At 66.9% G+C, this 26,170-nt stretch carries 26 protein-coding genes; 16 read left to right on the top strand and 10 right to left on the bottom strand.

All coding sequences use genetic code 11. The features are described 5' to 3' along the window. Nucleotides 1–161: 161 nt before the first annotated feature. Nucleotides 162–782, top strand: a complete 621-nt coding sequence (gene trhA / locus PI86_RS02910) for a PAQR family membrane homeostasis protein TrhA (protein WP_014900798.1) — start codon at nt 162–164, stop codon at nt 780–782. A gap of 90 nt (nt 783–872) precedes the next feature. On the opposite strand, the gene PI86_RS02905 is transcribed toward trhA, so the two are convergent. Together PI86_RS02905 and PI86_RS02900 are read right to left on the bottom strand one after the other, a co-directional pair. Next, nucleotides 873–1,304, bottom strand: coding sequence for a nuclear transport factor 2 family protein (locus tag PI86_RS02905; protein ID WP_039318576.1), 432 nt, complete (start codon nt 1,302–1,304; stop codon nt 873–875). Between the two features lie 118 nt (nt 1,305–1,422). Then, entirely contained in the window at nt 1,423–1,776 is a 354-nt protein-coding gene (locus tag PI86_RS02900) for a DOPA 4,5-dioxygenase family protein (protein ID WP_039318573.1), read from the bottom strand. Nucleotides 1,777–2,274: 498 nt separating this feature from the next. On the opposite strand from PI86_RS02900, the gene PI86_RS02895 reads away from it, so the two are divergent. From PI86_RS02895 to PI86_RS02880, 3 genes are all read left to right on the top strand, one after another. After that, the gene (locus PI86_RS02895) at nt 2,275–2,652 is read left to right on the top strand and encodes a hypothetical protein (protein WP_039318741.1); all 378 of its coding nucleotides are present in this window, start codon (nt 2,275–2,277) and stop codon (nt 2,650–2,652) included. A 220-nt stretch (nt 2,653–2,872) separates the two neighbouring features. Beyond that, a complete protein-coding gene (locus tag PI86_RS02885) occupies nt 2,873–3,352 on the top strand; it encodes a hypothetical protein (protein ID WP_039318568.1) in 480 nt (159 codons plus the stop codon). 180 nt (nt 3,353–3,532) lie between these two features. After that, on the top strand, nt 3,533–3,793 hold the full coding sequence (locus tag PI86_RS02880) for a hypothetical protein (RefSeq protein WP_039318566.1): 261 nt from the start codon (nt 3,533–3,535) through the stop codon (nt 3,791–3,793). Nucleotides 3,794–3,941: 148 nt separating this feature from the next. Here the strand turns inward: PI86_RS02880 and hpnH are convergent, their stop codons facing one another. Together hpnH and ispH are read right to left on the bottom strand one after the other, a co-directional pair. After that, nucleotides 3,942–5,102 (bottom strand): adenosyl-hopene transferase HpnH, encoded by a 1,161-nt coding sequence (gene hpnH / locus PI86_RS02875; RefSeq protein WP_014900805.1) that lies wholly within the window; start codon nt 5,100–5,102, stop codon nt 3,942–3,944. Between the two features lie 12 nt (nt 5,103–5,114). Then, on the bottom strand, nt 5,115–6,056 hold the full coding sequence (gene ispH, locus PI86_RS02870) for a 4-hydroxy-3-methylbut-2-enyl diphosphate reductase (RefSeq protein WP_014900806.1): 942 nt from the start codon (nt 6,054–6,056) through the stop codon (nt 5,115–5,117). Between the two features lie 427 nt (nt 6,057–6,483). Here ispH and PI86_RS02865 point away from each other — a divergent pair, with 427 nt between their 5' ends. Further along, on the top strand, nt 6,484–7,671 hold the full coding sequence (locus tag PI86_RS02865) for a glycosyltransferase (RefSeq protein ID WP_014900807.1): 1,188 nt from the start codon (nt 6,484–6,486) through the stop codon (nt 7,669–7,671). 104 nt (nt 7,672–7,775) lie between these two features. Here PI86_RS02865 and PI86_RS02860 read toward each other — a convergent pair whose 3' ends face one another. Continuing rightward, nucleotides 7,776–9,176: a hypothetical protein gene (locus tag PI86_RS02860; RefSeq protein WP_039318562.1), complete on the bottom strand. Its 1,401-nt coding sequence runs from the start codon at nt 9,174–9,176 to the stop codon at nt 7,776–7,778. Nucleotides 9,177–9,284: 108 nt separating this feature from the next. Further along, the gene (gene hpnA, locus PI86_RS02855) at nt 9,285–10,292 is read right to left on the bottom strand and encodes a hopanoid-associated sugar epimerase (RefSeq protein WP_011353724.1); all 1,008 of its coding nucleotides are present in this window, start codon (nt 10,290–10,292) and stop codon (nt 9,285–9,287) included. 180 nt (nt 10,293–10,472) lie between these two features. Between hpnA and PI86_RS02850 the strand changes: the two genes are divergently transcribed. From PI86_RS02850 to PI86_RS02840, 3 genes are all read left to right on the top strand, one after another. Then, on the top strand, nt 10,473–10,769 hold the full coding sequence (locus PI86_RS02850) for an acylphosphatase (protein ID WP_014900810.1): 297 nt from the start codon (nt 10,473–10,475) through the stop codon (nt 10,767–10,769). A gap of 13 nt (nt 10,770–10,782) precedes the next feature. Beyond that, a complete protein-coding gene (gene rarD, locus PI86_RS02845) occupies nt 10,783–11,682 on the top strand; it encodes an EamA family transporter RarD (protein WP_014900811.1) in 900 nt (299 codons plus the stop codon). A 386-nt stretch (nt 11,683–12,068) separates the two neighbouring features. Next, a complete protein-coding gene (locus tag PI86_RS02840; RefSeq protein ID WP_039318549.1) occupies nt 12,069–13,193 on the top strand; it encodes an OpgC domain-containing protein in 1,125 nt (374 codons plus the stop codon). Between the two features lie 55 nt (nt 13,194–13,248). Here PI86_RS02840 and PI86_RS02835 read toward each other — a convergent pair whose 3' ends face one another. Continuing rightward, nucleotides 13,249–13,455 carry a hypothetical protein gene (locus PI86_RS02835; RefSeq protein ID WP_014900813.1) on the bottom strand — a complete coding sequence of 69 codons (207 nt, stop codon included), beginning with the start codon at nt 13,453–13,455 and terminating at the stop codon, nt 13,249–13,251. A gap of 120 nt (nt 13,456–13,575) precedes the next feature. Beyond that, the gene (locus PI86_RS02830) at nt 13,576–15,099 is read right to left on the bottom strand and encodes a peptide MFS transporter (RefSeq protein ID WP_039318547.1); all 1,524 of its coding nucleotides are present in this window, start codon (nt 15,097–15,099) and stop codon (nt 13,576–13,578) included. A gap of 499 nt (nt 15,100–15,598) precedes the next feature. Here PI86_RS02830 and PI86_RS02825 point away from each other — a divergent pair, with 499 nt between their 5' ends. The 7 genes from PI86_RS02825 to PI86_RS02795 all read left to right on the top strand — a co-directional run bounded on the left by PI86_RS02825 (nt 15,599) and on the right by PI86_RS02795 (nt 23,483). Further along, the gene (locus PI86_RS02825; RefSeq protein ID WP_014900815.1) at nt 15,599–16,180 is read left to right on the top strand and encodes a cupin domain-containing protein; all 582 of its coding nucleotides are present in this window, start codon (nt 15,599–15,601) and stop codon (nt 16,178–16,180) included. 178 nt (nt 16,181–16,358) lie between these two features. Beyond that, the gene (locus PI86_RS02820; RefSeq protein WP_039318543.1) at nt 16,359–17,972 is read left to right on the top strand and encodes a peptide ABC transporter substrate-binding protein; all 1,614 of its coding nucleotides are present in this window, start codon (nt 16,359–16,361) and stop codon (nt 17,970–17,972) included. Between the two features lie 11 nt (nt 17,973–17,983). Continuing rightward, nucleotides 17,984–18,922, top strand: coding sequence for an ABC transporter permease subunit (locus PI86_RS02815; RefSeq protein ID WP_039318541.1), 939 nt, complete (start codon nt 17,984–17,986; stop codon nt 18,920–18,922). Between the two features lie 13 nt (nt 18,923–18,935). Continuing rightward, nucleotides 18,936–19,838 carry an ABC transporter permease gene (locus tag PI86_RS02810; protein WP_039318538.1) on the top strand — a complete coding sequence of 301 codons (903 nt, stop codon included), beginning with the start codon at nt 18,936–18,938 and terminating at the stop codon, nt 19,836–19,838. A 1-nt stretch (nt 19,839) separates the two neighbouring features. Further along, the gene (locus PI86_RS02805; protein WP_039318536.1) at nt 19,840–20,832 is read left to right on the top strand and encodes an ABC transporter ATP-binding protein; all 993 of its coding nucleotides are present in this window, start codon (nt 19,840–19,842) and stop codon (nt 20,830–20,832) included. Further along, nucleotides 20,829–21,851 (top strand): ABC transporter ATP-binding protein, encoded by a 1,023-nt coding sequence (locus tag PI86_RS02800; RefSeq protein ID WP_039318533.1) that lies wholly within the window; start codon nt 20,829–20,831, stop codon nt 21,849–21,851. The genes PI86_RS02805 and PI86_RS02800 overlap by 4 nt, the downstream gene beginning before the upstream one ends. Nucleotides 21,852–22,010: 159 nt before the next feature. Further along, nucleotides 22,011–23,483 carry an OprD family porin gene (locus PI86_RS02795; RefSeq protein WP_039318531.1) on the top strand — a complete coding sequence of 491 codons (1,473 nt, stop codon included), beginning with the start codon at nt 22,011–22,013 and terminating at the stop codon, nt 23,481–23,483. A gap of 68 nt (nt 23,484–23,551) precedes the next feature. Here PI86_RS02795 and PI86_RS02790 read toward each other — a convergent pair whose 3' ends face one another. Both PI86_RS02790 and PI86_RS02785 read right to left on the bottom strand, forming a co-directional pair. After that, nucleotides 23,552–24,544, bottom strand: coding sequence for a DedA family protein/thiosulfate sulfurtransferase GlpE (locus PI86_RS02790; protein WP_039318529.1), 993 nt, complete (start codon nt 24,542–24,544; stop codon nt 23,552–23,554). Nucleotides 24,545–24,705: 161 nt separating this feature from the next. Further along, on the bottom strand, nt 24,706–24,975 hold the full coding sequence (locus tag PI86_RS02785) for a hypothetical protein (RefSeq protein ID WP_014900823.1): 270 nt from the start codon (nt 24,973–24,975) through the stop codon (nt 24,706–24,708). Between the two features lie 321 nt (nt 24,976–25,296). Here PI86_RS02785 and PI86_RS02780 point away from each other — a divergent pair, with 321 nt between their 5' ends. Then, the gene (locus PI86_RS02780; protein WP_039318528.1) at nt 25,297–25,857 is read left to right on the top strand and encodes a GNAT family N-acetyltransferase; all 561 of its coding nucleotides are present in this window, start codon (nt 25,297–25,299) and stop codon (nt 25,855–25,857) included. Nucleotides 25,858–26,170: the final 313 nt, after the last annotated feature.

Genomic DNA, 26,170 nt, shown 5'->3' with positions numbered 1-26,170 from the left:
ATTTCGCGGCGCTTTTTCTTTGGCGGGGCGGGCGGCGCGCGCGGGCGTGGCGTGGCCCGGCCGTCGCCGCGGCGTTTGACCGGCTTCAGCGCGGCTTAATTCACACCCCGGTATCATAGGGCTCTGCTTTTTTCCGATGAATCCGCGCAGGAGAACCGGTCGTGCATGTCGGTGAGCGTTTCAACAGCATTTCCCATCTCGTCGGCGCGGTACTGTCGGTGGCAGGGCTGGTCGCGTTGGTGACGATCGGCGCGCTCGACCGCGATCCTTACAAGATCGTGAGCTTCAGCGTGTACGGTGCGATGCTGATCCTGCTCTACGGGATCTCGACGGCGTATCACAGCGTGCGCAACCCGCGGCTCAAGGCGATCCTGCAGAAGTGCGACCATTCGGCCATTTATCTGCTGATTGCGGGCAGCTACACGCCGTTCACGCTCGTCACGCTGCGCGGCCCGTGGGGCTGGTCGCTGTTCGGCGTGAGCTGGGGGCTCGCCGCCTTCGGGATCGCGCAGGAACTCACGCTCGGACGACGCACGCGGATCGTCTCGATGGTGCTGTACGTGCTGATGGGCTGGCTCGCGCTCGTCGCGATCCGCCCGCTGATCCATGCGTTGCCGCCGGTGGGTACCGCGTGGCTCCTGGCCGGCGGCATCATCTACAGTGTCGGGATCTACTTCTTCATCAACGACGAGCGCATCCGCCACGGGCACGGTATCTGGCATCTTTTCGTGCTGGCCGGCAGCCTGTGCCAGTTCGTCAGTGTCGCGATGTATGTCGCGTGAGCGACGCGGGGCGGCGGCGTATGTGCAGTCGCATGCGGCGGCCGCGCCAGCGGGAGCAGGCGCGCCGCGCGTTCTTCGTGGCCGTCGGCATCAGGTGCGACCGGCCGCCGGCGCGACGTTCCGCAGCGCATTGAACCCGACCCACCCCCAGTAGACGCGGTGATGCGCGATCAGCCCGTCGCGCAGATCCATCACCTCGACGAGATCGACCTGATCGCCTTCCGGCGTTTCACGCGGATATTCCCAGGTGAGTTGCCGCCCGTTCGAGAAGCACAGTCCCGTGCGGTACCAGCGTCCGAGCTTGTTGCCCGGATTGCGCAGGCCGGCCGCGAAGAATTCGCCGATCGCGGCCTTGCCGTGCAGCACGCCCGAACCGTGCCCGGGCAGCGTGACGACGATCAGCGGAGTTTCGAGTATCGCGTCGTCCGCGTACAGCGCCATCAGGCCGTCGAGGTCGCGGGCGACGACGGCGGCGTGCCAGTCTTGATAGATGCGGCGTGCATCGGTGTCGGTGTGCGTCATGGCGGGTTCCGGTGCGCGTGGATCACGGAACCACTGTATCGATGCGACGCCGCCGGACGTTTCAGCGCAGGCCGAAACGTGGATGTCGCAAGTGTCGAAGGCGACCTCGCGGCGGCGGTCAGCCCGCCAGCGCGCCGAGATTCAGTTCATGCGACTTGCCGATCCACGCCGCGCTGTCGCGATGGTCGCGCAGTTCGTCGTCCGTGTTCGGATGCAGGAAGATGTCGAGCGCGCCGTGATTCAGCACGAGCCACGGCACGAGGGTGTCGAACCGCGTGGCGTCGAACGCGATCTGGTACGACCAGGCCGGATGCGGGCCGACGAGGCGTTCATGAAAGCGGCCGAGTTCGATGATCGCGCCGAACCGTTCTTCGACGACGAGGCGAAACGCCCAGGCCGTGTCGCGGCTCGCGGCATCGAAGTAGACGTGGGCATGCCAACTGTGGATGGCGGTAGTGTCGATGGCAGCCATGGCGGGACTCGCGAAGAGAAGGAAGCGGAATGCGGGACGGCCGTGACATACGGCGCGATGCGCAATTATCGCGCGTCCTCGTCGGACACGTCTTGTCGCAGAGCAGTAATTCGGCGTGGACGACTGCCGCGCGTCAGACGAACAAGCTCGCTCGATGAAGCATTTCTCGCGCGGGCCGGCATGCAAGGCGTTACGCCGAAAGCCGCGCCGGCACTTGCTGCGGCACGCAATCGCGCCGGCAATACGTCATTTCAAAAACTGAAAAAACGATTCACGGGCCGCTTCGAATCGTCTGCGAAAACGCGATCAGGTAATTGAATGAAATAAAGAAATTCCGGTTTGGCGGGATTGGCGAATCAAGCGGATCGCAGCCCGGATTTCGGTACCGAAAATATCAATTGCGGATTCGGCTATTCAAGCGCGCTGCCGCGCGACATACGATGGTTTCACCGCATCGACGCCGGAGATCGATGCGGAAACAACCATCTGGAGGCCATGATGCGATCCCTCGTTTCCCTTGCTGTCCTGTCCGGCGCGCTGGTCGCGCTGCCCGCCGCCAGCTTCGCGCAATCCGTCAATACCGAGTGGCAGCCGAACGCCGCACCGTTGAACTGGTCGGCGGCGCGCGCCGAAACCGACGTGCAGCTGATGCAGATGACGCGCGCCGGTTTTCGTGCGACGACGGCCGGCAACCAGAACTATCCGCTCGCGATGCAGCGTGCGCTCGAACGCGTGAGGAACCCGGTGCCTGACCGGTCGCGCGAGGAAAAGGCCGCGATGGAAGCACGCGCGGCCGGCGACGCGCAGAGCGGCCATCCGGTGAAGGCGTTCTTCGTGAAGACGGCGTACTACCTGAAGGGCGAGAACACGTTCTGATGCGGGAGACGAGCATGGCATGCCCCAACCGATTCCCCGACGCGTTGCGTGCGTCGGCGATACGCCGGCTACCGGATGCGTGCGCGCCGCGGCGGGCCGCGGTGTACGGCGCGCGGCGCCGTGCGAAGGACCTGCGCGTCGCGCGCCGCGGCGCGGTCGCGTGCCGCACGGTGTGGCCGGCGTTCGACGCGGACGATGTTTCCGCAAGCGAGTGCGAATCATGAAGGCCGTCCGAAAAAGCCGTCGCCACCCGCCGCTCACGCGTGAGTGGCTGTTGCCGCTGCCGCCCACGCATGTGCGCGACATCTCGCTGAAGTGCCACATGGCGCTCGTCGCGCTGCGCGGCGAGCATGGCAGCGAAGCGTTGCTGATGCGGCTGCGCACGAGCGTCTATCTGGTGTTCCTCGCGCTCGACGATGCGGTGTGCGCCGATGCGAGCGCCGACCTGTGCATTGCCGCGGAGCGCGTGCTCGACGCGAGCGTGGCGCGCGCCGCGCAAAGCGGCGCATGGACGCTGCAGGACGACGAATGCGCGGTGCTCGAACACGTGCTTGCCGCGCACGACACCTGCGTCGCGACGCTCACGCGGCACCGGCTCGCCGAGCTGTGGCGTCATGTCTGCACGTTCGCGTCCGCCGCGCAGCCGGAGCTGGTCGCGCAGGCGGTGGCGAGGATGCGCAAGCCGGCCGTTCTGCATTGAGCGGCTGCAACGCGACCGGCTCCGCGCTGTGTTTCATACGTGTCCCATTCCCTGGGGCTGACGCTCGCCGTCTAATGTCAAGACAGGAGCCGGACGGGTTCGGTCGATGACGATCCATCCTCGCGTTTGCGATGATCGTGCGTGTCGGCGCGAACGCATTCGTTTCGGTCAGGAGGAGCGATGGCGTTATACAGGATCGGCGGCTACTTCACGTGCGGAAGCGGCCGCGCATTCAGCGAGAACCTGCCGCCGGGCAGTGAAGTGACGATCGCGGGCATCTATCGATGCACCGTATGCGGCGACGAGATCGGCATCGCGAAGTCGCAGGCGCTGCCGTCCGACGAAGCGCATCAACATGATCTCGACCCGCCGTCCGACCCGTTGCTCGATCCCGGTCCGACCGCATGGCAGCTGATCGCCGCGGCGCAGTCGCGAAACTAGGCAGCCGGCGTTCTCATTCGCATGCGTGCCCGGATGCGCAGCGGGCTATCTGGCGTCCGACAAAACAAAAGCGCCACGGAGCGAACTCCGTGACGCTTTCTTGAGGCCCGCCGGTGCGGAGGGCAACCCTCCGCATGGCGCAACGCGCTTAAGCCGCCGTTGCCGGCTTCGCCGGCTTCTGCAGCTTGCCCTTGCCGGCGCGCTGGATTTCCTCGAGCTTGATCTCGACGTGGCGCGAGAACACGTACTCGGCCGGGCGCTGCTTCGCGATCGAGATGTCCGGTGCGAACGGGCCGTCGGTCTTGATGCCCTTCTTGCTCACGCGCAGCGCCTTCAGCGGATGCGAGATCGTGTCCATCACGGCGGTGGCTTCGAAGCCGCAGTGGACCATGCAGTCCGCGCACTTCTCGTAGTTGCCGACGCCGTAGTTGTCCCAGTTCGTGTCTTCCATCAGCTCCTTGAAGGTCTTCACGTAACCTTCGCCGACCAGATAGCACGGCTTCTGCCAGCCGAACACCGTACGCGCCGGGTTGCCCCACGGCGTGCACTTGTACGTCTGGTTGCCGGCCAGGAAGTCGAGGAACAGCGACGACTGGCTGAACGACCAGCGCTTGCCGCCTTCGCCGCGCTTCAGGATCTCGCGGAACAGGTTCTTCGTCTTGTCGCGGTTCAGGAAGTGCTGCTGGTCCGGTGCGCGCTCGTACGCGTAGCCCGGCGACACGGTGATGCCGTCGACGCCGATCGGCCCCAGCGTGTCGAAGAACTTCGCGACGCGCTCGGGGATCGCGTCGTTGAACAGCGTGCAGTTGATGTTCACGCGGAAGCCGCGGCGCTTCGCTTCCTTGATGGCCGCGACCGCCTTGTCGTACACGCCTTCCTGCGACACGGAATGATCGTGCATGTCCTTGTCGCCGTCGAGGTGGACCGACCAGACGAAGTACGGATTCGGCTCGTAGTCGTCCATCTTCTTTTCCATCAGGAGCGCGTTCGTGCACAGGTACACGAATTTCTTGCGCTTCATGATGCCCTTGACGATCTCCGGCATCTCCTTGTGGAGCAGCGGCTCGCCGCCGGCGATCGACACGATGGGCGCGCCGCACTCGTCGACGGACTGCAGGCATTCCTCGACGGACAGGCGCTGGTTCAGGATCGGGTCCGGATAGTCGATCTTGCCGCAGCCGTTACAGGCGAGGTTGCAGCGGAACAGCGGCTCGAGCATCAGCGCGAGCGGATAGCGTTTGTTGCCGGACAGGTGTTGGCGCATGATGTATGCGCCGACGCGGACTTGCTGGAGCAGCGGAATAGACAAGAGTTGTCCTCCTTAAACTTCGCGGGCGACAGCTTGCGTAAGCTTCGCCGGCAACTTGAATTCGACTTTTTCCTCACGGCCCGCCATCGTCGTGACATCGACGGGCCCCAGCGCGCGTAGCGCGCCAATTACATCCTCAACCATTTCCTCGGGTGCCGACGCGCCGGCGGTCAGGCCGACCGTCTGCACGCCCGCGAACCATTCGGCCTTCACTTCCGAGCCGTCGGCGACGAGATAGCTCGGCACGCCGCTTTCGGTGCCGATCTCGCGCAGGCGGTTCGAGTTCGAGCTGTTCGTCGCACCGACGACCAGCAGCACGTCGACCTGACTGCTCAGTTCGCGCACGGCGGCCTGGCGGTTCTGCGTCGCGTAGCAGATGTCGCGCGTGTCCGGGCCGACGATGTCGGTGAACCGGCGCTGCAGCGCTTCGATGATGCCGCGCGTGTCGTCGACCGACAGCGTTGTCTGCGTGACGTACGCGACCGGCGTATCGACCGGCAGCGTCAGCGTATCGACTTCGGCCTCGCTCTGCACGAGGACCACCTCGGCCGGAATCTGGCCGATCGTGCCCTCGACTTCCGGATGGCCCGCATGGCCGATCAGGATCAGCCGGCGGCCCGCCGCGACGTACTGGCGGCCCTGAACGTGCACTTTCGTGACGAGCGGGCAGGTTGCGTCCAGCACGTCGAGCCCGCGCGTTTCCGCGTCGCGTTCGACCGTCTGGGCGACACCGTGGGCGCTGAAGATCGCCACGGCACCGTGCGGCACTTCGTCGAGCTCCTCAACGAATCGCGCCCCTTTATTACGCAGGTTTTCGACGACATGCCGGTTATGAACGATCTCATGACGCACATAGACCGGCGCGCCGTGCTGTTGCAGCGCGCGATCGACGATCTCGATCGCACGGACAACCCCCGCACAGAAGCCGCGGGGCTGGGCAAGGATGACTCGCATAAGTGAGCGAACTCCGACGACAGACGCCGGGGTTCGAAGAGCTGGCACCGCTCGCTCGCCCCGGCTTGATGTTATGAAGGCAGGAAACGAACCGGCCATGCCAGGCCCCGGAACCCCGAATTAATCGCGCATTTTAACCCTATCGGGCCGTCCTTGCTTTGGTGCTGTATCGACGCTGTTGCATTCCGCGCAGAGCCGCGTCGGCGCTCGCGCGCGCGGAACCCGGTAAACTGCGCGGTTTCGCGGGCAGCCTGTCCGGTTGCCCGGCGTCGCGCTCATTTCAAGGCCATTCGATGACCGTCGATTCTTACGCGTATTGCCCTGCCGCCCGTGCGGTTTTGGGCGTTTTCACTCCGACCCTGATTGACCGGTCCGGCGCCGCGGGCGGCCGGACCGCTCGCGCCGGTGTCCGGCAGGAGGCCTGCCGATGATGCTGGCGATTACCTTCCTGGTGTCCGGCCTGTCGCTGCTGATCTGGATCGTGCTGCTCGTCGCGCGCGGCGGCTTCTGGCGGGCGCGGCCAGCGCGGGCGCTGCCGCCCGACGCGCGCGGCGCCGCAGCCGAGGCTGGCTGGCCGGCCGTGGTCGCGGTCGTGCCGGCGCGCAACGAAGTCGACGTGATCGCGCAAGCGGCGACGTCGCTGCTCGAGCAGGACTATCCGGGCGACTTTCATCTGATCATTGTCGACGACCACAGCGACGATGGCACCGCCGACGCGGCCCGCGCGGCCGCGCTCGCGATCAACCGCGCCGACCGGCTGACGGTGCTCGCCGCGAAGCCGCTGCCGGCCGGCTGGTCGGGCAAGGTGTGGGCGCAGTCGCAGGGCATCGCGGCGGTGCGCACGCTCGGGCTGCCGGCCGACTACCTGCTGCTGACCGATGCCGACATCGGCCATCCGCCCGACGCGGTGGCCCAGCTGGTCACGCGCGCACAGGCCGAGCAGCGCGATCTCGTGTCGCTGATGGTGCGGCTGCGCTGCGATTCGTTCTGGGAAAAGGCGCTGATCCCGGCGTTCGTGTTCTTCTTCGCGAAGCTCTATCCGTTCTCGTGGATCAACAATCCGCGCAACCGGACCGCCGGCGCCGCGGGCGGCTGCATGCTGGTCAAGCGCAGTGCGCTCGAGGAGGCGGGCGGCATCGAATCGATCCGCGGCGCGCTGATCGACGACTGCAGCCTTGCCGCGCAGATCAAGCATCGCGGTAGCGGCCGGCATCCGATCCGGCTCGATCTGGCCGACCGCAGCGTCTCGTTGCGTCCGTACGACAGCTGGCGCGACATCTGGAACATGATCGCGCGCACCGCGTTCACGCAGCTTCACTATTCGCCGCTGCTGCTCGCCGGCACGCTGCTCGGGATGACGATCATCTATCTCGTGCCGCCCGTCGCCGCGCTCGTGTACGGTGCACGCGCATGGCCGGCGTGGCTCGCGTGGGCGTCGATGTGCACCGCGTATGCGCCGATGCTGCGCTACTACCGGCGCTCGCCGCTGTGGGCGCCCGCGCTGCCGCTGGTCGCGCTGTTCTACGTCGGCGCGACGTTCGCGTCCGCGTGGCGCTACTGGCGCGGCAAGGGCGGCCAGTGGAAGGCGCGCGTGCAGGCGCCGGTGGATCGCTGAACGACGCCGGCGGATGCCGGCCGTTCACCCGGTGTTCGGAAAGCAAACAGCCCGATCGGTGCGAACCGGTCGGGCTGTTTCTTTTGCGGCGGTGCCGCGCGTGCTTACCGCTGGGTCAGCATCATGTACATCTGGACCACGACGTCCGGCGAGAACGTGAACGGCACCCAGCCGTAGCCGGTGTGGCGCGCGACCAACAGGCGGTCGCCGTTCGACTGCTTCTGCACGGCCATCATCGGGTTCTTCGTCGTCACGAAACGCCAGCCGGCCGGGATGCCGGGTGGCGGCTCCGGCTGCATCGACGCGCGCGCATGCGCGAGTTCCTCGATCAGCTGGCCCAGTTGTTCCGGGTGCAGCGTGATCGACTGGCCGTTGACGGTCAGCGTCAGCTCGTTCTGCGACGGGCGCGCGACGTGCAGCGTCGCGTTGTCCGCCGGGGCGACTTCGACCACGGCGTCGGCTGCCGTCGTCGCGACGACGGCGGTGGTCGCGTCGGCCGGCGCTGCAACGACTTCATCGGCGACAACCGGTTCGGCTGCTTCTGCCACCGGCTCGACAGCGGGCTCGACAGCCGGTGCGACGACTTCGGCCGCGACTTCGGCCACGACATCCGTCGCGGTTGCCGCAGCGACCGCGCTCGTCGCGGCCTCCTTCACGACGGCTTCGACCAGCGCCTCGGCGTCGGCGATCGCCTTCGCGTGACGCTCCGCGGCCGCTTCGACCAGCGCGATCGCTTCGGTGTGACGTTGCGTGACGGCCTCGGCCTCGGCCGTCGCGTCTGCATGACGTTGCGCGGCCAATTCGGCCTGTGCGATCGCCTCGGAGTGGCGCTGCGTGATGGCCTCCGCTTCGGCGGTCGCGTCGACATGGCGCTGCGCGGCGGCTTGCGCGTCGGCGATCGCCTGCGTGTGACGCTGCGCGAGCGCTTCGGCGTCCGCGATGGCGGCCGCCTGGCGCTGGGTCGCGGCCTCGGCTTCGGCGGTCGCTTCCGCGTGACGCTTCGCGGCGGCTTCGGCCTCGGTGGTGGCGGCGGCATGACGCTGCGCAGCTGCGTCCGCTTCGGTCGCGGCGGCGTGATGGCGTTGCGCGGCGGCCTCGGCTTCGGCGATCGCGGCCGCATGACGCTGCGACGCGGCTTCGGCATCCGCGTGGCGCTGCGCGAGTGCTTCGGTCAGCGCGGTCGCTTCCGCGTGCCGCTGGACGGCGGCTTCGGCCTGCGCGGCAGCTTCGGTGTGACGTTGGGCGGCGGCGTCGGCCGCGGCGGTGGCGTCGGCATGGCGCTGCTGCGCGGCATCGGCATCGGCGGCGGCAGCCGTGTGGCGCTGCGCGGCGGCCTGGGCTTCGGTCTCGGCGGCCGCGTGGCGTTCGGCGGCGGCCTGGGCTTCCGCGGCGGCGGCGCGCGCGAACGCTTCCGCGCTACGTGCCGCCTGCTGCGCGGCGTGGTGATCGTGGAGGAGCTGATCGACGCCCGCGTTGAGCGAATCGATCTGTTCGTTCAGGTTCATGCGTGTCTTCTCTGCGTAAGACCCGCGATTTTAACCGCTGCGCCGGTGCTGGTCCGTCAGCGACGTGTAACAAAGTGCGCAAAGCAGCGTGAAGCACGCCGCTTTATGTTATTTCAGGTAGCCCGCCGAGCCGAACCAGTCGAGCGCGTCGCGCAACCCTTCGCGGTACGGACGCGCGCGGTAGCCAAGCTCGCGCTCGGCCTTCGCGGACGTGAAATACATCTTGTTCTTCGACATCCGCAGCCCGTCGACGGTCACGAACGGCTCCTTCTTCGTGAACTTCGCGACGGCCTCCGCGCCGACCGCGAGCGGGTAGAGCGGCCAGCGCGGCAGCGCGATCGTCGGCGCCTTGCGGCCCGTCATCTGCGCGATGTCGGCGAGCATCTGCTGCAGCGGCAGATTCTCGCCGCCGAGGATGTAGCGCTCGCCGATCCGGCCGCGCTCGAGCGCGAGGAAGTGGCCGTGCGCGACGTCGTCGACGTGCACGAGGTTCAGCCCCGTGTCGACGAACGCGGGGATCTTGCCGAGCGCGGCTTCGACGATGATGCGGCCGGTCGGCGTCGGCTTCACGTCGCGCGGGCCGATCGGCGTCGACGGGTTGACGATCACCGCCGGCAGCCCTTCGTCGGCGATCATCCGCTCGACTGCGCGCTCGGCCAGCACCTTGCTGCGCTTGTAGACGCCGATCGCCTGCTCTGCCGTCAGCGGCCGGTTCTCGTCGGACGGATCGCCGGCGCTCGTCACCTTCAACGTCGCGACGCTGCTCGTGTAGACGATCCGCTCGACGCCTTCGGCGCGCGCCGCGCGCATCGTCGCGACCGCGCCTTCCAGGTTCGCGCGCTCGATCTCGTCCGGATCCGGTGCCCACAGCCGGTAGTCGGCCGCCACGTGCAGCAGGTAGCGCACGCCGCGCAGCGCGGCGCGCATCGACGCCTCGTCGCGCATGTCGCCGGTGACGATCTCGGCATCGAGATCCGCGACGTTCGTGCGCGGGCTGGTCGGGCGCACCAGCACGCGCACCGCATAGCCTTTCTGCTGCGCGATGCGTGCGACGGCCGAGCCGACGAAACCGGACGCGCCGGTGACGAGAACGAGATCGCGGGAAGTATCAGTCATGCGTTTCCTTCAGGGCCGCGCGCAAGCGGCGCGGCGGTTGTGCGTCGGCGAGATTGTACGTGGTCGGCGCGCCCGGCGACGCGAGCGCCGCGCGGCGGTCGGGCCGGCCCGCCGCACGCGTGTGCGAAGCGGCCGACGCGACTACAATGCCGGGCTTGAATGCAACGGGAGGGCGACGCCATGAGCCGCAATGAACTGGACGAACGGATCGAGACCTACTACGTGCGGGTGCGCGGCGTCGTGCAGGGCGTCGGTTTCCGTCACGCGACCGTGCGCGAGGCGCATGCGCTGAAGCTGCGTGGCTGGGTCGCGAATCTCGAGGACGGCAGCGTCGAGGCGATGATCCAGGGCCCCGGCGCGCAGATCGACCGGATGCTCGCGTGGCTGCGCCACGGGCCGCCGTCCGCGCGCGTGACCGAGGTGACGTTCGAGGAGCGTCAGGTTGAAAAGCGCTTCGAGCGTTTCCAGCAGCAGTAAGGCGAACAAGAACATGACGGGGTATCCGGAGGCCGGGCGCGGCATCGTGCTGTCGGTGCTGGCGTCGACACTGTTCGCGCTGATGTCCGCTTACGCGAAACTGCTCGCGCCGCTCACGGGGCTCGACATCTTCGCGTGGCGCATCGTGTGGACCGCGCCGGGCGCGCTCGCGCTGATCGCGCTGCGCGGCCGCTGGCCGGCGCTCGTCGAGCTCGTGCGGCGCAGCGTGCGCGACTGGCGCCTGATGATCGCGCTGCCGGTGAGCGCGGCGCTGCTCGGCCTGCAGCTGTGGCTGTTCCTGTGGGCGCCGTTGCACGGGCGCATGCTCGAAGTGTCGCTCGGCTATTTCCTGCTGCCGCTGACGATGGTGCTCGTCGGCCGCTTTTACTACCACGAACGGCTCGACCCGCTGCAATGGATGGCGGTCGCCTGCGCGGCGCTCGGCGTCGCGCACGAAGTGTGGGCGACGCGCGCGTTCGCATGGCCGACGCTCGTCGTCGCGCTCGGCTATCCGCCGTATTTCGTGCTGCGCCGCCGGATCAACGCCGATTCGCTGGCCGCGTTCGCGCTCGAGATCGTGCTGCTGTGTCCGATTGCGCTCGCGATGGTGGCGGCGAGCCCGACGCCGGTCGCCAGCCATCCGCTGCTGTGGGCCGCGCTGCTGCCGGGGCTCGGCGTGCTCAGCACGCTCGCGCTCGCGAGCTACCTGAAGGCGAGCCGGATGCTGCCGATGGCGCTGTTCGGAATTCTCGGCTACGTCGAGCCGGTGCTGCTCGTCGCGGTGTCGCTGCTGCTGCTCGGCGAGACGTTGAGCGTCGCGCAGCTCGCGACGTACGGGCCGATCTGGGCTGCCGTCGCATTGACCGCGTGGCATAGCGCGATGCTGATGCGGCGCTTGCCCATGCGCGGTTGAGCGTTGTCGCTCACGACGCGGCGGCCTCACGGAACGTGCTGCGCATCGCGCGTTCCTAGCGTCGAATCCCGCGATGCTGGCGTCGAACTGGCATCGCGCTGACATCGGGCTGGCCGCCTCGCCAGCTTCGCATCGCCGATGTCACGCCTGTAATCGAACAGAAGATTCCGTTGCACTTTGTTACTTAGGGTATCCCCCGACCGGCCGCTAGACTGATCTGACCGTCTTCTCTTCGTATGCGGCTTTTCCATGAACGGTCATCTCCGTGCCGGGCCGGCCGGGTTGGCGCGATACGAGCATACGCGTATCGCCGCCGATCACGTTTGCCTTCTCCCTTCCGAATCCTCCACCGGCGCGTGCCGCGCCGTCATCGCGCAGGTGCGGCCATGTCGTTGAGCGCGCCGCCCGTCGCCACGGTCGCGCCGGCGCGCAGCGGCCGCCTGATCGAAGTCGATTTCTTCCGCGGAATCGTGCTGCTGATGATCGTCGTCGATCACATCGGCGCGAGCGTGCTGTCTCGCGTGACGCTCCACGCGTTCGCGCTGTGCGACGCGGCGGAGGTGTTCGTGTTCCTCGGCGGCTTCGCGACCGCGAGCGCGTACGGCGCGATCGCCGACCGGCACGGCGCGCGTGCCGCGCAGCGGCGGTTCGTGCGCCGCGCGATGCAGATCTATCGCGCGTTTCTCGCGACGTCGACGCTGATGCTCGTCGTGTCCGCCGTGCTCGACCATTACGGGATCGACGCGCCGAACCTCGCGCTCGACGACGTCAGCGTGATGCTCGCGTCGCCGCTCACGGGCCTCGCCGAGTTGCTCACGTTCCAGCGCCAGCCGTATCTCGCGTCGGTGCTGCCGATGTACGTGCTGTTCGCGCTCGCGTCGCCGGCGATCGTGCCGTTCGCGCGCCGCCATCCGTGGCTGCTCGCCGCGTTCAGCGCCGCGTCGTGGCTCGCGGCGGGCTGGCTCGGCCCCGAACTGCTGGATACCGATTCGTTCCGCTGGAGCTTCAATCCGTTCGCGTGGCAGCTGATGTTCGTCGGCGGCGTGCTCGCGCGCTGCCAGCCCGTGTACCGGCACATCGCGCTCGGGCGCTGGAGCGCCGCGGCGACCGGCGTGGCATGCGCGATCGTGCTCGGCTGCGCGAGCTACAAGCTGTTCTCGGGGTTGCCGGTGCCCGAAGGCGTGCTCAAGCGCGATCTCGCGCTGCCGCGCATCGTGAGCTTCGCGGCGGTCGCGTGGCTGATGGCCGACTGCGTGCGCTACGGCTGGATCGCGCGGATCGCGCGCGCCGTGGGGCCCGTCGTCGCGGTCGGCCGGCGCGGGCTGATCTGCTTCGTCGCGGGCGCCGCGATCTCGCTCGTCATCGATTCGCTGCTGCATCCGGTCGCGAACGGTGCCGAGCTGCGGCATCCCGGTGTGGGCCTCGCGGCCGACGCATGCGCGGTCGCGCTGATGATGGTCGTGGCCGGTTCGGGAACGTGGATCGCGCGCTGGCGCGGCGCGGCCGCGTGAGCGGCGCGGGACAACGCGCAGGCGGCACGCAACGGGCCGCGCGGCGGCGGAGCCGTCAGTGAGGTGAGCTGATACGGGAGCGGGGGACGACGGTCGCGTCGTCGGATTCGGTGTCGTCGCGTTCGTCGGACTTCGGATCGTCCGGTTGCGCGAGCACCGCGTCGGCTTCGGCTGCGGCCCGGGCGGCGCGCAATGCGGTGCAGCGCTGCGCGTGCCGGATGTCCGACAGTAGCCTCAAAAGCCGTGTCGTTTTGCTTTTCATGATCTTCTCCCACCAGTGCACATCGCGATGGAGCGAATGCGCTGTTGCAACCAGTGTAGGACGTGCTGGCCGCTCTGGCGGGAGAATGTGGCGTGCATGCCGCACGCCGAGGGATAGTACTTACTGGACCGAGGCCAGCGCCGGCGCCTGACCGGCTTCTTCCTCGCGGCGCTCTTCCGCGCAACGCTGATGCTGGCGCGACAGGCGGTTCATCATCGGCAGCAGCAGCAGCGAGAGCAGCATGCCGACCGCGGCGAGCCAGCCGAGCTTCTCGAACAGCGACAGGTAGAGCGGCAGCGACACGGTCGCGGGCAGGTCCTTCGACGGCATCTGCGCGTAGTTCGCGACCACGCTGCCGAGATACTGCGACACGCCGGTCGCGACGAAGTACGCGCCCATCATGAAGCCGCTCATGCGCGCCGGCACGTAGCGGGCGATCATCGCGAGGCCAAGGCCGCTGACGAGCAGTTCGCCGAGCGAGTTGAGAGCGTAGCCCCACACCATGAACCACGACGACACGTGGCCGTCGACCGCATAGCGGCCGCTGATCGTGAAGATCAGATAGCCGAGCGCGACCGTGGCGAAGCCGAGCGCGTATTTCGCGGCGACCGGAAGGTCGCGGCCGTTCTTCGCCTGGCGGTTGTAGATCGCCACGAGCACGGGGCTCATCAGCATGATCCAGATCGGGTTGAGCGCCTGGAACTGCGCGGGGCTCCACGAGAACAGCGTCGTGCCGAACACGATGAAGCGCGGGTCGACGTTGCGCATGGCGAACAGGGTCAGCGACGTCGACATCTGCATGTAGAAGATGAAGAACAGGATCACCTGCGCGGTCAGCACGAGCGCGGCGATGAGGCCTGCGCGCTCGGTTTGCTCTGCCTTCGCGATCATGTACCCGAAGATCGCGAGGATCGCGAACGCTGCCGTCCACACGCTCGCGACCGCGAGCTGCTTGTGTCCGATCACGTACATCGTGATGACGCAGAACACCGCGCTGCCCGCGAGAACCGCGCCGAGGCGGCCCCAGCGGATCGGCTCCGCATCCGGCTGCGAGCCGATCTGCGAAAGCGTGCGATGCATCAGGAAGAAGTTCAGGACGCCGAGCATCATGCCCGCGGCGCATACTGCGAATGCGGTGTGCCAGCCCCAGTGATCCTTGATCCACGGCGTCGCGAGCATCGACACGGTCGAGCCGATGTTGACTGCCATGTAGTAGATCGTGAACGCGCTGTCGATACGCGCGTCGTCGCCTTCGTAAATCCGGCGCACGAGGTTCGCCGCGTTCGCCTTGAACAGACCGTTGCCGACGACGACCACGGCCAGCGACGCGTACATGTAGCCAAGCTGATCGTTCGGCAGCGCGAGCATCAGGTAACCGAGGCACAGCACGATCGCGCCGATGACCATCGTGCGGCGCGAGCCGAGCAGTTTGTCGCCGATCCAGCCACCGATCGACGGTGCCGCCCAGACGAGCGCGGTGAACGCGCCCCAGGTCAGGCTCGCGTTGCTGTCGGTGAAGCCGAGCTTGTCGATCATGAAGAGAACGAGCAGCGCGGCCATGCCGTAGTAGCCGAAGCGCTCCCACATCTCGATGAGGAAGACCGTCGTAAACGATCGGGTTTGGGAAACAGGTGTTTGCATCATCAATCTCGTCTGAAACGGGCGTCGCGGATCGCGCGTCGCCTTGGGGGTCGAACTGGCGCCGCAGCGCAGTGGCCGGGTAGGCCTTGCGTGGGCGATGGAGCAGTCGGGCGGGTTAGCCCGGGCCGGGGTCGGACGCCGCCTGGTAGGGCGGGGCGGGGCCCCGACCGGCGCGCGAATGGTAACGTTCGCCGGTCCGGTGCGTCAGGTTCGCGCCACTCAGGGAAACTCCCGATATGGCGGCAGCTTTCAGGAACATTTGTCTCATCATCTACTTGTAAGCTTTGCGCCAGTTCTCCGCAGATTCCCGGAGAGCCGCTTGCAGCTTGCCTGTGAAGCCGGCGAGTCTGGCAAGATAGCGCGTCGTTTCGCTCGCTTCGTGCCCTGTTTAGTGCACCGGGCTCAACACCGAAGACGTGTGCGAACCCGAAGACTAAGCCAAATCGATCTAACTTAGTTACTTTCCATCAAACATTTTTTGACGACCACTTTTCGGCCTGCTATGGTTCCCCCCACTGAAAACTCGCGGTCAGCAGACGCTGCCGCCGCACTGGGCAGCAAGATTCGCGCGTTGCGCCAACGACTCAAGCGCACGCTCGACGACACCGCTACCGCCGCGGGGATTTCTAAGCCGTTTCTGTCTCAAGTCGAACGCGGGCTCGCGTCGCCGTCGCTGACGTCGCTGGCCGGTATCGCACAGGCGCTAGGCGTGACGGTGCAGTACTTCGTGGATACGCCGAGCGAGGAACGCTCGGTCTGCAGAGGCGAGCAGTTGCGCTTCTTCGGATTCGCCGATTCGGCGAACCTGTTCGCGAGGCTGACGAACGTGACCGAAGGGCGTCAGCTCGAGGCGATCCTCGTGCGGATGCCGCCGGGGCAGAAGCGGTCGGAGGTGACGACACATGCAGGAGAGGAGTTCCTGTATGTGATTGAAGGGGAAGTGTCGCTGACGCTGGAAGGCAAGACGTTCGTCCTGCATGCCGGCGACAGTTCGCACTATCAGTCGACGGTCCCGCACAGCTGGGTCAACACCGCGAAGGTTGAATCGGTGGTGGTCTGGGTCGGTACACCGCGATTGTTCTAACGCACGGGTATTCCTTCGTTTCAGAGATGGGATGCCTGTCGAAAGAAACGTAAGGAATACTAACATGCAATACGAGAATCACGGGCCTCCTCAATCGCTGTACCCGTCAGCGTCTCACGCGTAATCCGCGGCATCCGCCGCGCGACGCTCACCGAAACACTTTCTCAAGACTGCCACGATGAAATCCTTGCATGCCATGTCGGCCGTGCTGGCCGCGCTCGCCCTGACGACGCCTGTCGCCCACGCCGTTACCGTTCCGTCGAACGTCGCGCTCGCTCCTCAACAGGACCTGACGCGCCAGGTGCCCGCCGAAGTCGAGTCGCTCGATCCGGCACACATCGAGTCGTGGACCGGCAACACGATCGGCCTCGACCTGTTCGAGGGGCTCGCCCGTATCGACGCGACCGGCCAGGTCGTGCCGGGCGTCGCCCAATCGTGGGAGCGCAAGACGCCGCAGACGTGGATCTTCAAGCTGCGCCACGACGCGAAGTGGAGCAACGGCGAGCCCGTGACGGCAGCCGATTTCGTTTATTCGTGGCAGCGCCTCGTCGATCCGAAGACGGGCTCGAAATACACGATCCTCGTCGAGTTCGTGAAGAACTCGAAGGACATCATCGCGGGCAAGGCCGCGCCGTCGACGCTCGGCGTGCGCGCCGTCGATCCGTACACGCTCGAAGTGACGACCGACGTGCCGGTCGCATTCTTCCCCGAGCTGACCGCGATGGCGCCGCTCGTGCCGGTGAACAAGGACGCCGTCGCGAAGTTCGGCGACGCGTGGACGCGCCCGGGCAACCTCGTCAGCAACGGCGCGTACCAGCTCGCCGACTGGCAGCCGAACAACCGCATCGTCGTGACCAAGGACGCGAAGTACTGGAACGCGCCGAAGGTCGTGATCAACAAGGTCACGTACCTGCCGATCGAGAGCGATGAAACGGCGATGCGCATGTACCAGGCCGGCCAGATCGACTACAGCTACTCGATCCCGTCGGGCATCTTCCAGCAGGTCAGCAAGCAGTTCGGCGGCGAACTGCGCCCGGGCCTGCAGCTCGCGACGTACTACTACTACCTGAACAACAGCGACGCGGCGCTGAAGGACAAGCGCGTGCGCCAGGCGCTGTCGATGGTGATCGATCGCGAGGTGCTGACGTCGAAGCTCACGCAGGCCGGCGAGAAGCCGATGTACGGGCTGATGCCGAACGGCACGAAGGGCGCGAAGCCGTTCACGCCGGAATGGGCGTCGTGGCCGATGGCCAAGCGTGTCGAGACCGCGAAGACCCTGCTGAAGCAGGCCGGCTACTCGGACGCGAAGCCGCTGTCGTTCACGCTCACCTACAACACCAACGACCTGCACAAGAAGGTCGCGCTGTTCACGGCATCGGAATGGCGCACCAAGCTCGGCATCAACACGAAGCTCGAGAACGTCGAGTTCAAGGTGCTGATGAAGGATCGGCATGACGGCAAGGTGCAGATCGCGCGCGACGGCTGGTTCGCCGACTACAACGACGCGATGACCTTCTTCGACCTGATCCGCTGCGGCAGCTCGCAGAACACCGTCGGCTACTGCAACAAGCAGGTCGACACGTTCGTCGACGAAGGCAACCAGAAGCTCGACGACAAGGCGCGCGCCACGCTGCTCACGCAGGCGCACGACACGGCGATGAACGACACGCCGATGGTGCCGCTGTTCCAGTACTCGGCCGACCGTCTCGTGAAGCCCTACGTGGGCGGGTACTCGCTGAAGAACGTGATCGACATGCGTGCTTCGCAGGACATGTACCTGATCAAGCACTGAGCGGAGCGATCATGCTGGCCTACGCATTGAGACGCACGTTGTGGGCGGTGCCGACGATTCTCGCCGTCATCACCGTCTGCTACCTGCTGCTGCATTTCACGCCCGGCGGTCCGTTCGATACGGAGAAGCAGTTGTCCGCGGCGACGCTCGCGAACCTGAACGCGAAGTACCACCTCGACGAGCCGCTGTGGAAGCAGTACCTGCTGTATCTCGGTTCGCTGCTGCAGGGCGATCTCGGCCCGTCGTTCCGCTACGTCGACTGGTCGGTGAACGATCTCGTGAAGAAGGCGCTGCCCGTGAGTCTCGGCGTGGGCGGCGTGTCGATCCCGATCTCGATCGTGTTCGGCGTGCTGCTCGGCACCGTCGCGGCCGTGCGCCGCGACAGCCTGATCGACCGCTTCGTGATGCTGATCGGCAACTTCGGCAACGTCGTGCCGCCGTTCGTGCTCGGCCCGGTGCTGGTGTGGATCTTCGCGATCCTGCTGAAGACGTCGGCCGGCAACGGCTGGCTGCCGGCCGGCGGCTGGGGCGACGGTGGCTGGCAGTACCGGCTGCTGCCGATCGTGCTGCTGACCCTCATCAACGTGTCGCTGCTCGCACGCGTGATGCGCGGCTCGATGATCGAGACGCTGTCGAGCAACTTCATCCGCACTGCGCGCGCGAAGGGCCTGCAAGGCTCGACGATCGTGCTGCGCCACGCGCTCAAGCCCGCGCTGATGCCGGTCGTGTCGCTGTTCGGCACGGTCTGCATCACGTCGATCACGGCGGCCGTCGTCACCGAATCGGTGTTCGCGTTGCCGGGGCTCGGGCAGCTGGTCGTGAACGGCGCGATCAACCGTGACTACACGCTGGTGCTCGGCCTCGTCGTGCTGACGACCGTCTGTGCCGTGCTGTTCAACCTGCTGGTCGACCTCGCCTACGCGTGGCTCGATCCGCGCATCCGTTACTGAGCGAGGCCCTGCGATGACTCCGACTACTCCCGTCGTCAGTCTGCCCGTGCAGACCGACTCGCCGCCGCGTTCGCGTTCGCCGCTCGCGCTCGCGTTCGCGCGCTTCCTTCACAACCGCGCGGCCGTGTTCAGCCTCGTGCTGCTCGCGCTGATCACGCTCGCGTGTTTCGTCGGCCCGTGGCTGCTTGCGGCGGATCCCGCCGCAAGCGACTGGGGCTCGATCAGCCTGCCGCCGACGCTCGCGAGCCAGCACTGGTTCGGCACCGACGAGCTCGGCCGCGACCTGCTCGTGCGCACGCTGATCGGCGGCCGCGTGTCGATCGAGGTCGGCCTGCTCGGCACGCTGGTGTCCGGCCTGTTCGGCGTCGCGTGGGGTGCGATCGCCGGCTTCGCGGGCGGCCGCGTCGACTCCGCGATGATGCGCGTCGTCGACATGATGTACGCGATCCCGTACCTGCTGATCGCGATCCTGATGATGACCCTGTTCGGCCGCTCGTTCATGCTGGTCGTGCTGACCATCAGCGCGTTCTCGTGGATCGACATGGCGCGCGTCGTGCGCGGCCAGACGCTGTCGCTGCGCAACCGCGAGTTCGTCGATGCGGCGCGCGCGATCGGCGTGTCGCCGGCGTCGATCATCCTGCGCCACGTCGTGCCGAACCTGCTCGGCGTGGTCGTCGTGTATGCGACGGTCTCGGTGCCGAACATCGTGCTGACGGAATCGGTGCTGTCGTTCCTCGGCCTCGGCGTGCAGGAACCGATGACGAGCTGGGGCGTGCTGATCCAGGACGGCGCGCAGAAACTGGAATCGACGCCGTGGCTGTTGCTGGCGCCGGCCGTCATGCTGTGCGTGACGCTCTATTGCGTGAACTTCGTTGGCGACGGCCTGCGTGACGCGCTCGACCCGAAGGATCGCTGAAATGGCAGCTCTGCTTGAAGTTGAAAACCTCGGCGTGCGTTTCTCGCGCAAGGACGCACCGCCGATCGACGCCGTGAGCGGCGTGTCGTTCTCGCTCGAAGCCGGCAAGACGCTCGGCATCGTCGGCGAATCGGGCTCGGGCAAGAGCCAGACCGTGATGGCGCTGCTCGGCCTCCTGGCCGGCAACGGCGCGACGACCGGCGCCGCGCGCTATCGTGGCGACAACCTGCTCGAGATGGATACGCGCGCGCTGAACGCGGTGCGCGGCGACCGGATCGCGATGATCTTCCAGGATCCGATGACGTCGCTCAATCCGTTCCTGACGATCGAGCGGCAGATGACCGAGACGCTGCAGCTGCATTGCAAGCTGTCGCGCAAGGAAGCCACGAAGCGCGCGATCGAGGCGCTCGAGTCGGTGCGCATTCCCGACGCGGCGCGCCGCATCCGGATGTATCCGCACGAGTTCTCGGGCGGCATGCGCCAGCGCGTGATGATCGCGATGGCGCTGCTGTCCGAGCCGGAAATCCTGATCGCCGACGAGCCGACCACCGCGCTCGACGTGACCGTGCAGGCACAGATCATCGACCTGCTGCGCGAGCTGAACCGCGAGCGCGGCACCGCGATCGTGCTGATCACGCACGACATGGGCGTGGTCGCGGGCCTCGCGGACGACGTGATGGTCATGTATGCGGGCCGCACCGTCGAATACGCGCCGGCCGAATCGATCTTCGCGGCGCCGTCGCATCCGTACACGATCGGCCTGCTCAACGCGCTGCCGCGCCTGACCGACGCGGACGATGCCCCGCTCGTCGCGATTCCCGGCAATCCGCCGATGCCCGGCACCGCGCCGGCCGGCTGCGCGTTCGCGAAGCGCTGCACGTATGCGGAGGCGCGCTGCGGTGACGCGCGCCCCGCGCTCGAAACCTATGGCGCGGTAGGCGCGGTGCGCGCGTGCCACCGGCCGCTGGCCGATCTGACGGGAGGTCTGCGATGAGCGTCAATGAACGCCGCAATGACGGCGCGACGGGCGACACGCTGCTGTCCGTCGAGGATCTGAAGGTGCATTTCCGCGTGCCGCTCGGCGGCTATCCGTGGTCGCCGAAGGGCACGCTGCGCGCGGTCGACGGCGTGTCGTTCGACGTGAAGCGCGGCGAGACGGTCGGGCTCGTCGGCGAGTCGGGCTGCGGGAAGTCGACGCTCGCGCGCTCGCTGATCGGCCTCGTGCCGATGACGGCCGGCACGGTGCGCTGGCGCGGCGAAGCCGTCGCGCCCGATCACCTGCGCGGCACCGCGATGCGCCGCGAAGTGCAGATGATCTTCCAGGATCCGCTTGCGTCGCTGGATCCGCGCATGACGATCGAGCAGATCGTCGCCGAGCCGCTCGTCACGCACCACGCGGGCCTCGGCCGCACCGAAGTGCGCCGCCGGGTGGTCACGATGCTCGAGCGGGTCGGCCTGAACGCGCATCATCTGCTGCGCTATCCGCACGAATTCTCCGGCGGACAGTGCCAGCGCGTGGGCATCGCACGCGCCCTGATCGGCGAGCCGAAGCTCGTGATCTGCGACGAACCCGTATCGGCGCTCGACGTGTCGATCCAGGCGCAGATCGTGAACCTGCTGCGCGATCTGCAACGCGAACTGTCGTTGTCCTATCTGTTCGTCGCGCATGATCTGGCGGTGGTGAAGGCCATCAGCCAGCGCGTGCTCGTGATGTATCTCGGCCGCGTGATGGAGTTCGGCGCGCGGCATGACGTGTACGGCGTGCCGCAGCACCCGTACACGAAGGCGCTGCTCGATGCAGCGCCGACGCCGGAGCCGGCGCGCGAGCGTGCTCGCCGTCCGATGCTGCTGGCGGGCGAGATGCCGTCTCCGCTCAACCCGCCGTCCGGCTGTGCGTTCCGCACGCGCTGCCCGGTCGCGATCGACGCGTGCGCGCAGGACGTGCCGCTGCCGGAAGTGCGGCAGGGCTCGGCGGCGCGTGTCGCGTGCATTCGGGCGGGTGTGGCGGCGTGAAGTGACGCAGCAAACATAACAAGGCAGGTCAACAGGGGTAGGTGCGGCGCGAATGACCTTCGCGCCGCGGGTACAGGCGCGTCCTTAGCCGGGCACGCCGGGGGGCCGGAAGCGGATCGCAACCGGCGTGGACGACATCAACACAAGACGAGAATTACGATGAAGAAGCAGAAGACGATCGGGACGGCATCGAAGATGCTGCTTGCATGGGGCCTGCCGGCGCTCGCCGGCGTATCGCTGAGCGGCGTCGCGCGCGCCGACGACGCAGCCCCCGCACCGCTGATGGTCGCACAGGCCGCGCCGTCCGCCGGCACGAGCACGACGGTTGCACAGGCATCGACCGAGAACGCGATCATCAACGCCGAGGCAACCCAGGCCGTCACGCCGCCGGACGAGCCTTCGGCGCAGTCGAAGTCGAACGGCTTCATTGCCGACAGCCATCTGAACTTCCTGTTCCGCAACTACGCGGACACGCTCGACAACAAGGGCGGGCCGCACCGTCACGCGTGGGTCCAGGGCGCGATGGCGAACTTCGAGTCGGGCTTCACGACCGGCCTGATCGGCTTCGGCGTGGACGCGTCGCTGTATGCGGCGCTGAAGCTCGACGGCGGCGCGGGCGCGGGCAGCATGGTGCACATCGCGAAGGGCGGCGGTGGTTCGAACCAGCTCGCATGGGCGTATCCGGGCGTCTACGACGTGAAGGCGCGGATCTCGAACACGGTGGTCAAGTACGGTCTGCAGGCCGTCGACAACCCGTTCATGGAGCAGCACGACAACCGTGCGCTGCCGCCGACCTTCCTCGGTGCGACGATCGTCAGCAATGAATTCAAGAACGTGATGCTCGAGGGCGGCAGCTTCACCAAGACCGACGCACGCGGCCATACGACGCTCACGAACCTCACGACGCAGTACGGCGGCACGCGCATCAATCGCCTGTCCTACGTGGGCGGCACGTGGGACTACTCGCCGAACGGTGAAGTCGCGCTGTACGCGAACCAGGCCGACGACGTGTGGCACCAGTATTACGCGTCGGTGAAGCAGAGCATCGGCAGCACGCAGACGGTCAAGTGGACGGGCTTCGGCAACGTCTACTCGACGCATGACACGGGCGACGCGCTGCAGGGCAAGATCAACAACAACGCGTACAGCCTGTCGCTGGCTGCACAGCACGGGCCGCACGAACTGCTGCTCGGTTATCAGCAGATTCTCGGCGACCAGTTCTTCGACTACCTGAACGAAACGAACGGCATCTTCCTGACCAACTCGATGGACGTCGACTACAACGCGCCGCACGAAAAGTCGCTGCAGCTGCGTTACACGTTCTACGGCAAGGAAGCGGGCCTGCCGGGCTTCAAGGCGATGCTGTGGGGCGTGACGGGCTGGGGTTCGGACGGCAGCGCGGGCGCGGCGGCGGATCCGAGCAAGTCGAGCATCTACTGGAGCAACGGCGCGCCGGTGCAGGGCCGTCACCACGAATTCGGCTTCATCCCGTCGTACACGTTCCAGAGCGGCAAGCTGAAGGACACGAAGGTCACGTTCATCGCGATGTGGCATACCGGTTCCGCGCACACCGCGGACGCGACCAACAAGGAGTACCGCCTGGTCGTGAACGTGCCGCTGCACGCGTTCTGATCGAAGGGGGGCGCAGTTGTCCCCCGCAGTATTTTCCGCATCGCGCGGCCGGCCTGCAGTCAGTGTGATCAGGCCGGCTTGTGCAACCCCGCCACCGGATCGTTCGCGGCGGGCATGTCTTCCACCAGCGACGTGAGCTGGCGGCCCGTGTCGCGCCAGGCGTCCAGGCCGCCGCGCAACGGCAGCGCATCGGTGAAGCCTGCGTCGAGCAGGCGCTTGGCCATCAGCGCGGCCGTCACTTCATTCGGGCACGAGCAGTACACGACGAACTTCTGCGTGAGCGGATAGCGCGCGACGATGTCCTGGATGCGCCGCTCGTCCGCGAACTGCGCGCCGGGAATCGTGAACGGGTCGAGCTTGCGGTGCTCGGGCGAGCGCACGTCGAGCACCACCGGCGCGACCGGGTCGCGCAGCAGGAGGTCGAGCTCGTCGACGCCGATCCGCGCGCTTGCCAGCTGACGGATCAGCGCGCGGCGGCGCATCCAGCGCACGGCCGCATAGACTGCCAGCAGCGCGACGATCACCAGCAGCACCGCGCGGCCGAGCCGGCTCGCGCCGGCGAACAGCCAGTCGATCTGCCGGTAGAACACGACCCCCGCGACGAGCCCGACGATCGTCCACAGCGCGGCGCCCAGGGCGTCGTAGCCCGCAAACGTGCGATAGCGCGTGCCGAGCGCGCCGGCCATCGGCACCGACACGAGCGACAAGCCCGGAATGAAGCGCGCGACGGCGAGCACGCGCACGCCGTAGCGGCCGAAGAAGCGTTCGGTCTTCTTCACGCAGGTATCGCGCGACAGCGACAGCCGGCAGATCGTCTTCAGCGTCGTGCCGCCGTAACGCCGCCCGGCCATGTACCACACGGTGTCGCCGATCAGTGCGCCGAGCACCGACAGCGCCAGCACCGTCACGAGCTGCGAGCCGATCATCGCCGGATGCATCGCGGCCATCGCGCCGAACAGCACGAGCGTTGGCATCGCCGGCACGGGCAGGCCGATGGCTGCCGCGAGCACATTGGCGAAAACGAGAAGCGGCCCGTATTGGGCGACGAGGTCACGGAGCATGACGGCTGGCCGAAAAGGAAGCGCGTGGGGGGATACGTAGATGGGCCGATTATCGGCCATTTTCAAGCTGGCGGCGGGGAATGACGGAAAGCGCCTGCCGGCGGCAGGGAAATGCGGCGGGTCGGTGAGCCGATGCGCTGCACACGGCTCACCGTTGGAAATCAGGAGGGGGTGCGGGCGAGCGATGCGGCGCCGTGGTTTTCGCCGGGCAGCTCGGCGCCGTGCGAGCGGATCGCCGCGATCAGTTCGGCCGGCGTGATCTCGTAGCGGACCTCGCGGTGAATGCCGGGCTTGCGCTCGTCGATCTCGATCAGCAGCACGCTCTTGCCGTCGGCGGTCGATTCGAGCCGGAGCGAGCGCAGTTCACGGCCGTCGGCCGGGTCGTGTTCGGTGAGCAGGGTCATTGCCCCGGATGAGCCGGTAGTGCGCATCGAACCTATCCTCGTGTCGTGGATGCCGTATTGGCGAAGATGTCGTTGTTGAATGCAGCTTGACGAAGTTTAACGCGAACGGGCGGTAATACGGAGCATTTTCGTGGGTGCGAAATGAGGGCTGCACCAGCCATCCTTCGGATGTTTGGTCCGTTTCGCGGGCCTTGCGGGACAGGTCCGGGCTCCGGATCGCGGATCGGGCGGCACCCCGCTTCGCAACCGTATGACGAAAACGTGCAATCGGATATTCTCGAAGGATTATCGGCACGACGGCGAAGCCTGATCCAGGGCTGTCGCGTGCGGCCTCGAACCGGGACCCTCATGGCCAACATCACGATCCGACACAGCGAAACGAAAGATATCGACGCGATCCGGCAGATCGCCGCGGCCCCGGCCGTCTATGCAAACACGCTGCAGGCGCCGTTCCCGTCGCTCGAAAAATGGGCGCACCGCATCGACGGCATACGCGAACGGGGTTTCAGCCTCGTCGCCGAGCTCGACGGTGAGGTGGTCGGCCATCTCGGGCTCACCCCGGAACAGAACCCAAGGCGGCGCCATGTGGCCGGGTTCGGGATGATGGTCAAGGCGTCGCACCACGGGCGCGGCATCGGTAACCGGCTGCTGGCCGCCGCGATCGATCTTGCGGAAAACTGGCTGAGCATTACGCGGATCGAATTGACGGTGTACGCGGACAACCGCGCGGCGATCGCGCTGTACGAGAAGCACGGGTTCCGGATCGAAGGCGAGTCGCCGGACTTCGCGCTGCGCGACGGCGAGTACGTATCCACCTGCCACATGGCGCGGCTCAGGCGTGTGGCCCGGCCGTCTGCCGACGGCATTCGGAATCCCGACGCGCCCCTCTCCGCTGACGCTCGCGACTAGACGCCGTGTTCGCCCGGGGCGCAGCCCGCGGGAACGCACGGTGTGTGCGAGACGGCCAGAATCGGCCGGCATGCCTGTGCCCGGTCGAATCCGGATCGACTCCATTTTCTGCCTGGTTCCATTTCTGCGCGCCGGTTCCGGTCGGAACCGGCGGGTGAGCGTTGCTTGCCTCCTTCCTTGGTTTCCTTATCTTGCGTTGCCGCTCCGGCTCGATGATCGCGGGCGAGTCGCGCATCAAACGGCATTCGCGCGAATGCGCTGATTTTGAATATGCTGGTATTCGACTTGATCGAATTATTGAAATCGAGAAATG

The organism is Burkholderia sp. A9 (assembly GCF_000801975.1).
This window is presented reverse-complemented; position numbering and strand designations above follow the sequence as displayed.

Bases quoted from the DNA above. Each gene is read 5' to 3' on its own strand.
- PI86_RS02790 (WP_039318529.1), bottom strand. From the start codon at position 24,544: ATGCTCCGTGACCTCGTCGCCCAATACGGGCCGCTTCTCGTTTTCGCC.
- hpnA (WP_011353724.1), bottom strand. From the start codon at position 10,292: ATGACTGATACTTCCCGCGATCTCGTTCTCGTCACCGGCGCGTCCGGT.
- PI86_RS02865 (WP_014900807.1), top strand. From the start codon at position 6,484: ATGATGCTGGCGATTACCTTCCTGGTGTCCGGCCTGTCGCTGCTGATC.
- rarD (WP_014900811.1), top strand. From the start codon at position 10,783: ATGACGGGGTATCCGGAGGCCGGGCGCGGCATCGTGCTGTCGGTGCTG.
- PI86_RS02895 (WP_039318741.1), top strand. From the start codon at position 2,275: ATGCGATCCCTCGTTTCCCTTGCTGTCCTGTCCGGCGCGCTGGTCGCG.
- PI86_RS02885 (WP_039318568.1), top strand. From the start codon at position 2,873: ATGAAGGCCGTCCGAAAAAGCCGTCGCCACCCGCCGCTCACGCGTGAG.
- PI86_RS02815 (WP_039318541.1), top strand. From the start codon at position 17,984: ATGCTGGCCTACGCATTGAGACGCACGTTGTGGGCGGTGCCGACGATT.
- PI86_RS02860 (WP_039318562.1), bottom strand. From the start codon at position 9,176: ATGAACCTGAACGAACAGATCGATTCGCTCAACGCGGGCGTCGATCAG.
- PI86_RS02900 (WP_039318573.1), bottom strand. From the start codon at position 1,776: ATGGCTGCCATCGACACTACCGCCATCCACAGTTGGCATGCCCACGTC.
- PI86_RS02800 (WP_039318533.1), top strand. From the start codon at position 20,829: ATGAGCGTCAATGAACGCCGCAATGACGGCGCGACGGGCGACACGCTG.
- PI86_RS02880 (WP_039318566.1), top strand. From the start codon at position 3,533: ATGGCGTTATACAGGATCGGCGGCTACTTCACGTGCGGAAGCGGCCGC.
- PI86_RS02805 (WP_039318536.1), top strand. From the start codon at position 19,840: ATGGCAGCTCTGCTTGAAGTTGAAAACCTCGGCGTGCGTTTCTCGCGC.
- PI86_RS02830 (WP_039318547.1), bottom strand. From the start codon at position 15,099: ATGATGCAAACACCTGTTTCCCAAACCCGATCGTTTACGACGGTCTTC.
- PI86_RS02835 (WP_014900813.1), bottom strand. From the start codon at position 13,455: ATGAAAAGCAAAACGACACGGCTTTTGAGGCTACTGTCGGACATCCGG.
- PI86_RS02840 (WP_039318549.1), top strand. From the start codon at position 12,069: ATGTCGTTGAGCGCGCCGCCCGTCGCCACGGTCGCGCCGGCGCGCAGC.
- PI86_RS02810 (WP_039318538.1), top strand. From the start codon at position 18,936: ATGACTCCGACTACTCCCGTCGTCAGTCTGCCCGTGCAGACCGACTCG.
- PI86_RS02850 (WP_014900810.1), top strand. From the start codon at position 10,473: ATGAGCCGCAATGAACTGGACGAACGGATCGAGACCTACTACGTGCGG.
- PI86_RS02825 (WP_014900815.1), top strand. From the start codon at position 15,599: ATGGTTCCCCCCACTGAAAACTCGCGGTCAGCAGACGCTGCCGCCGCA.
- ispH (WP_014900806.1), bottom strand. From the start codon at position 6,056: ATGCGAGTCATCCTTGCCCAGCCCCGCGGCTTCTGTGCGGGGGTTGTC.
- PI86_RS02780 (WP_039318528.1), top strand. From the start codon at position 25,297: ATGGCCAACATCACGATCCGACACAGCGAAACGAAAGATATCGACGCG.
- PI86_RS02820 (WP_039318543.1), top strand. From the start codon at position 16,359: ATGAAATCCTTGCATGCCATGTCGGCCGTGCTGGCCGCGCTCGCCCTG.
- PI86_RS02905 (WP_039318576.1), bottom strand. From the start codon at position 1,304: ATGACGCACACCGACACCGATGCACGCCGCATCTATCAAGACTGGCAC.
- PI86_RS02785 (WP_014900823.1), bottom strand. From the start codon at position 24,975: ATGCGCACTACCGGCTCATCCGGGGCAATGACCCTGCTCACCGAACAC.
- PI86_RS02795 (WP_039318531.1), top strand. From the start codon at position 22,011: ATGAAGAAGCAGAAGACGATCGGGACGGCATCGAAGATGCTGCTTGCA.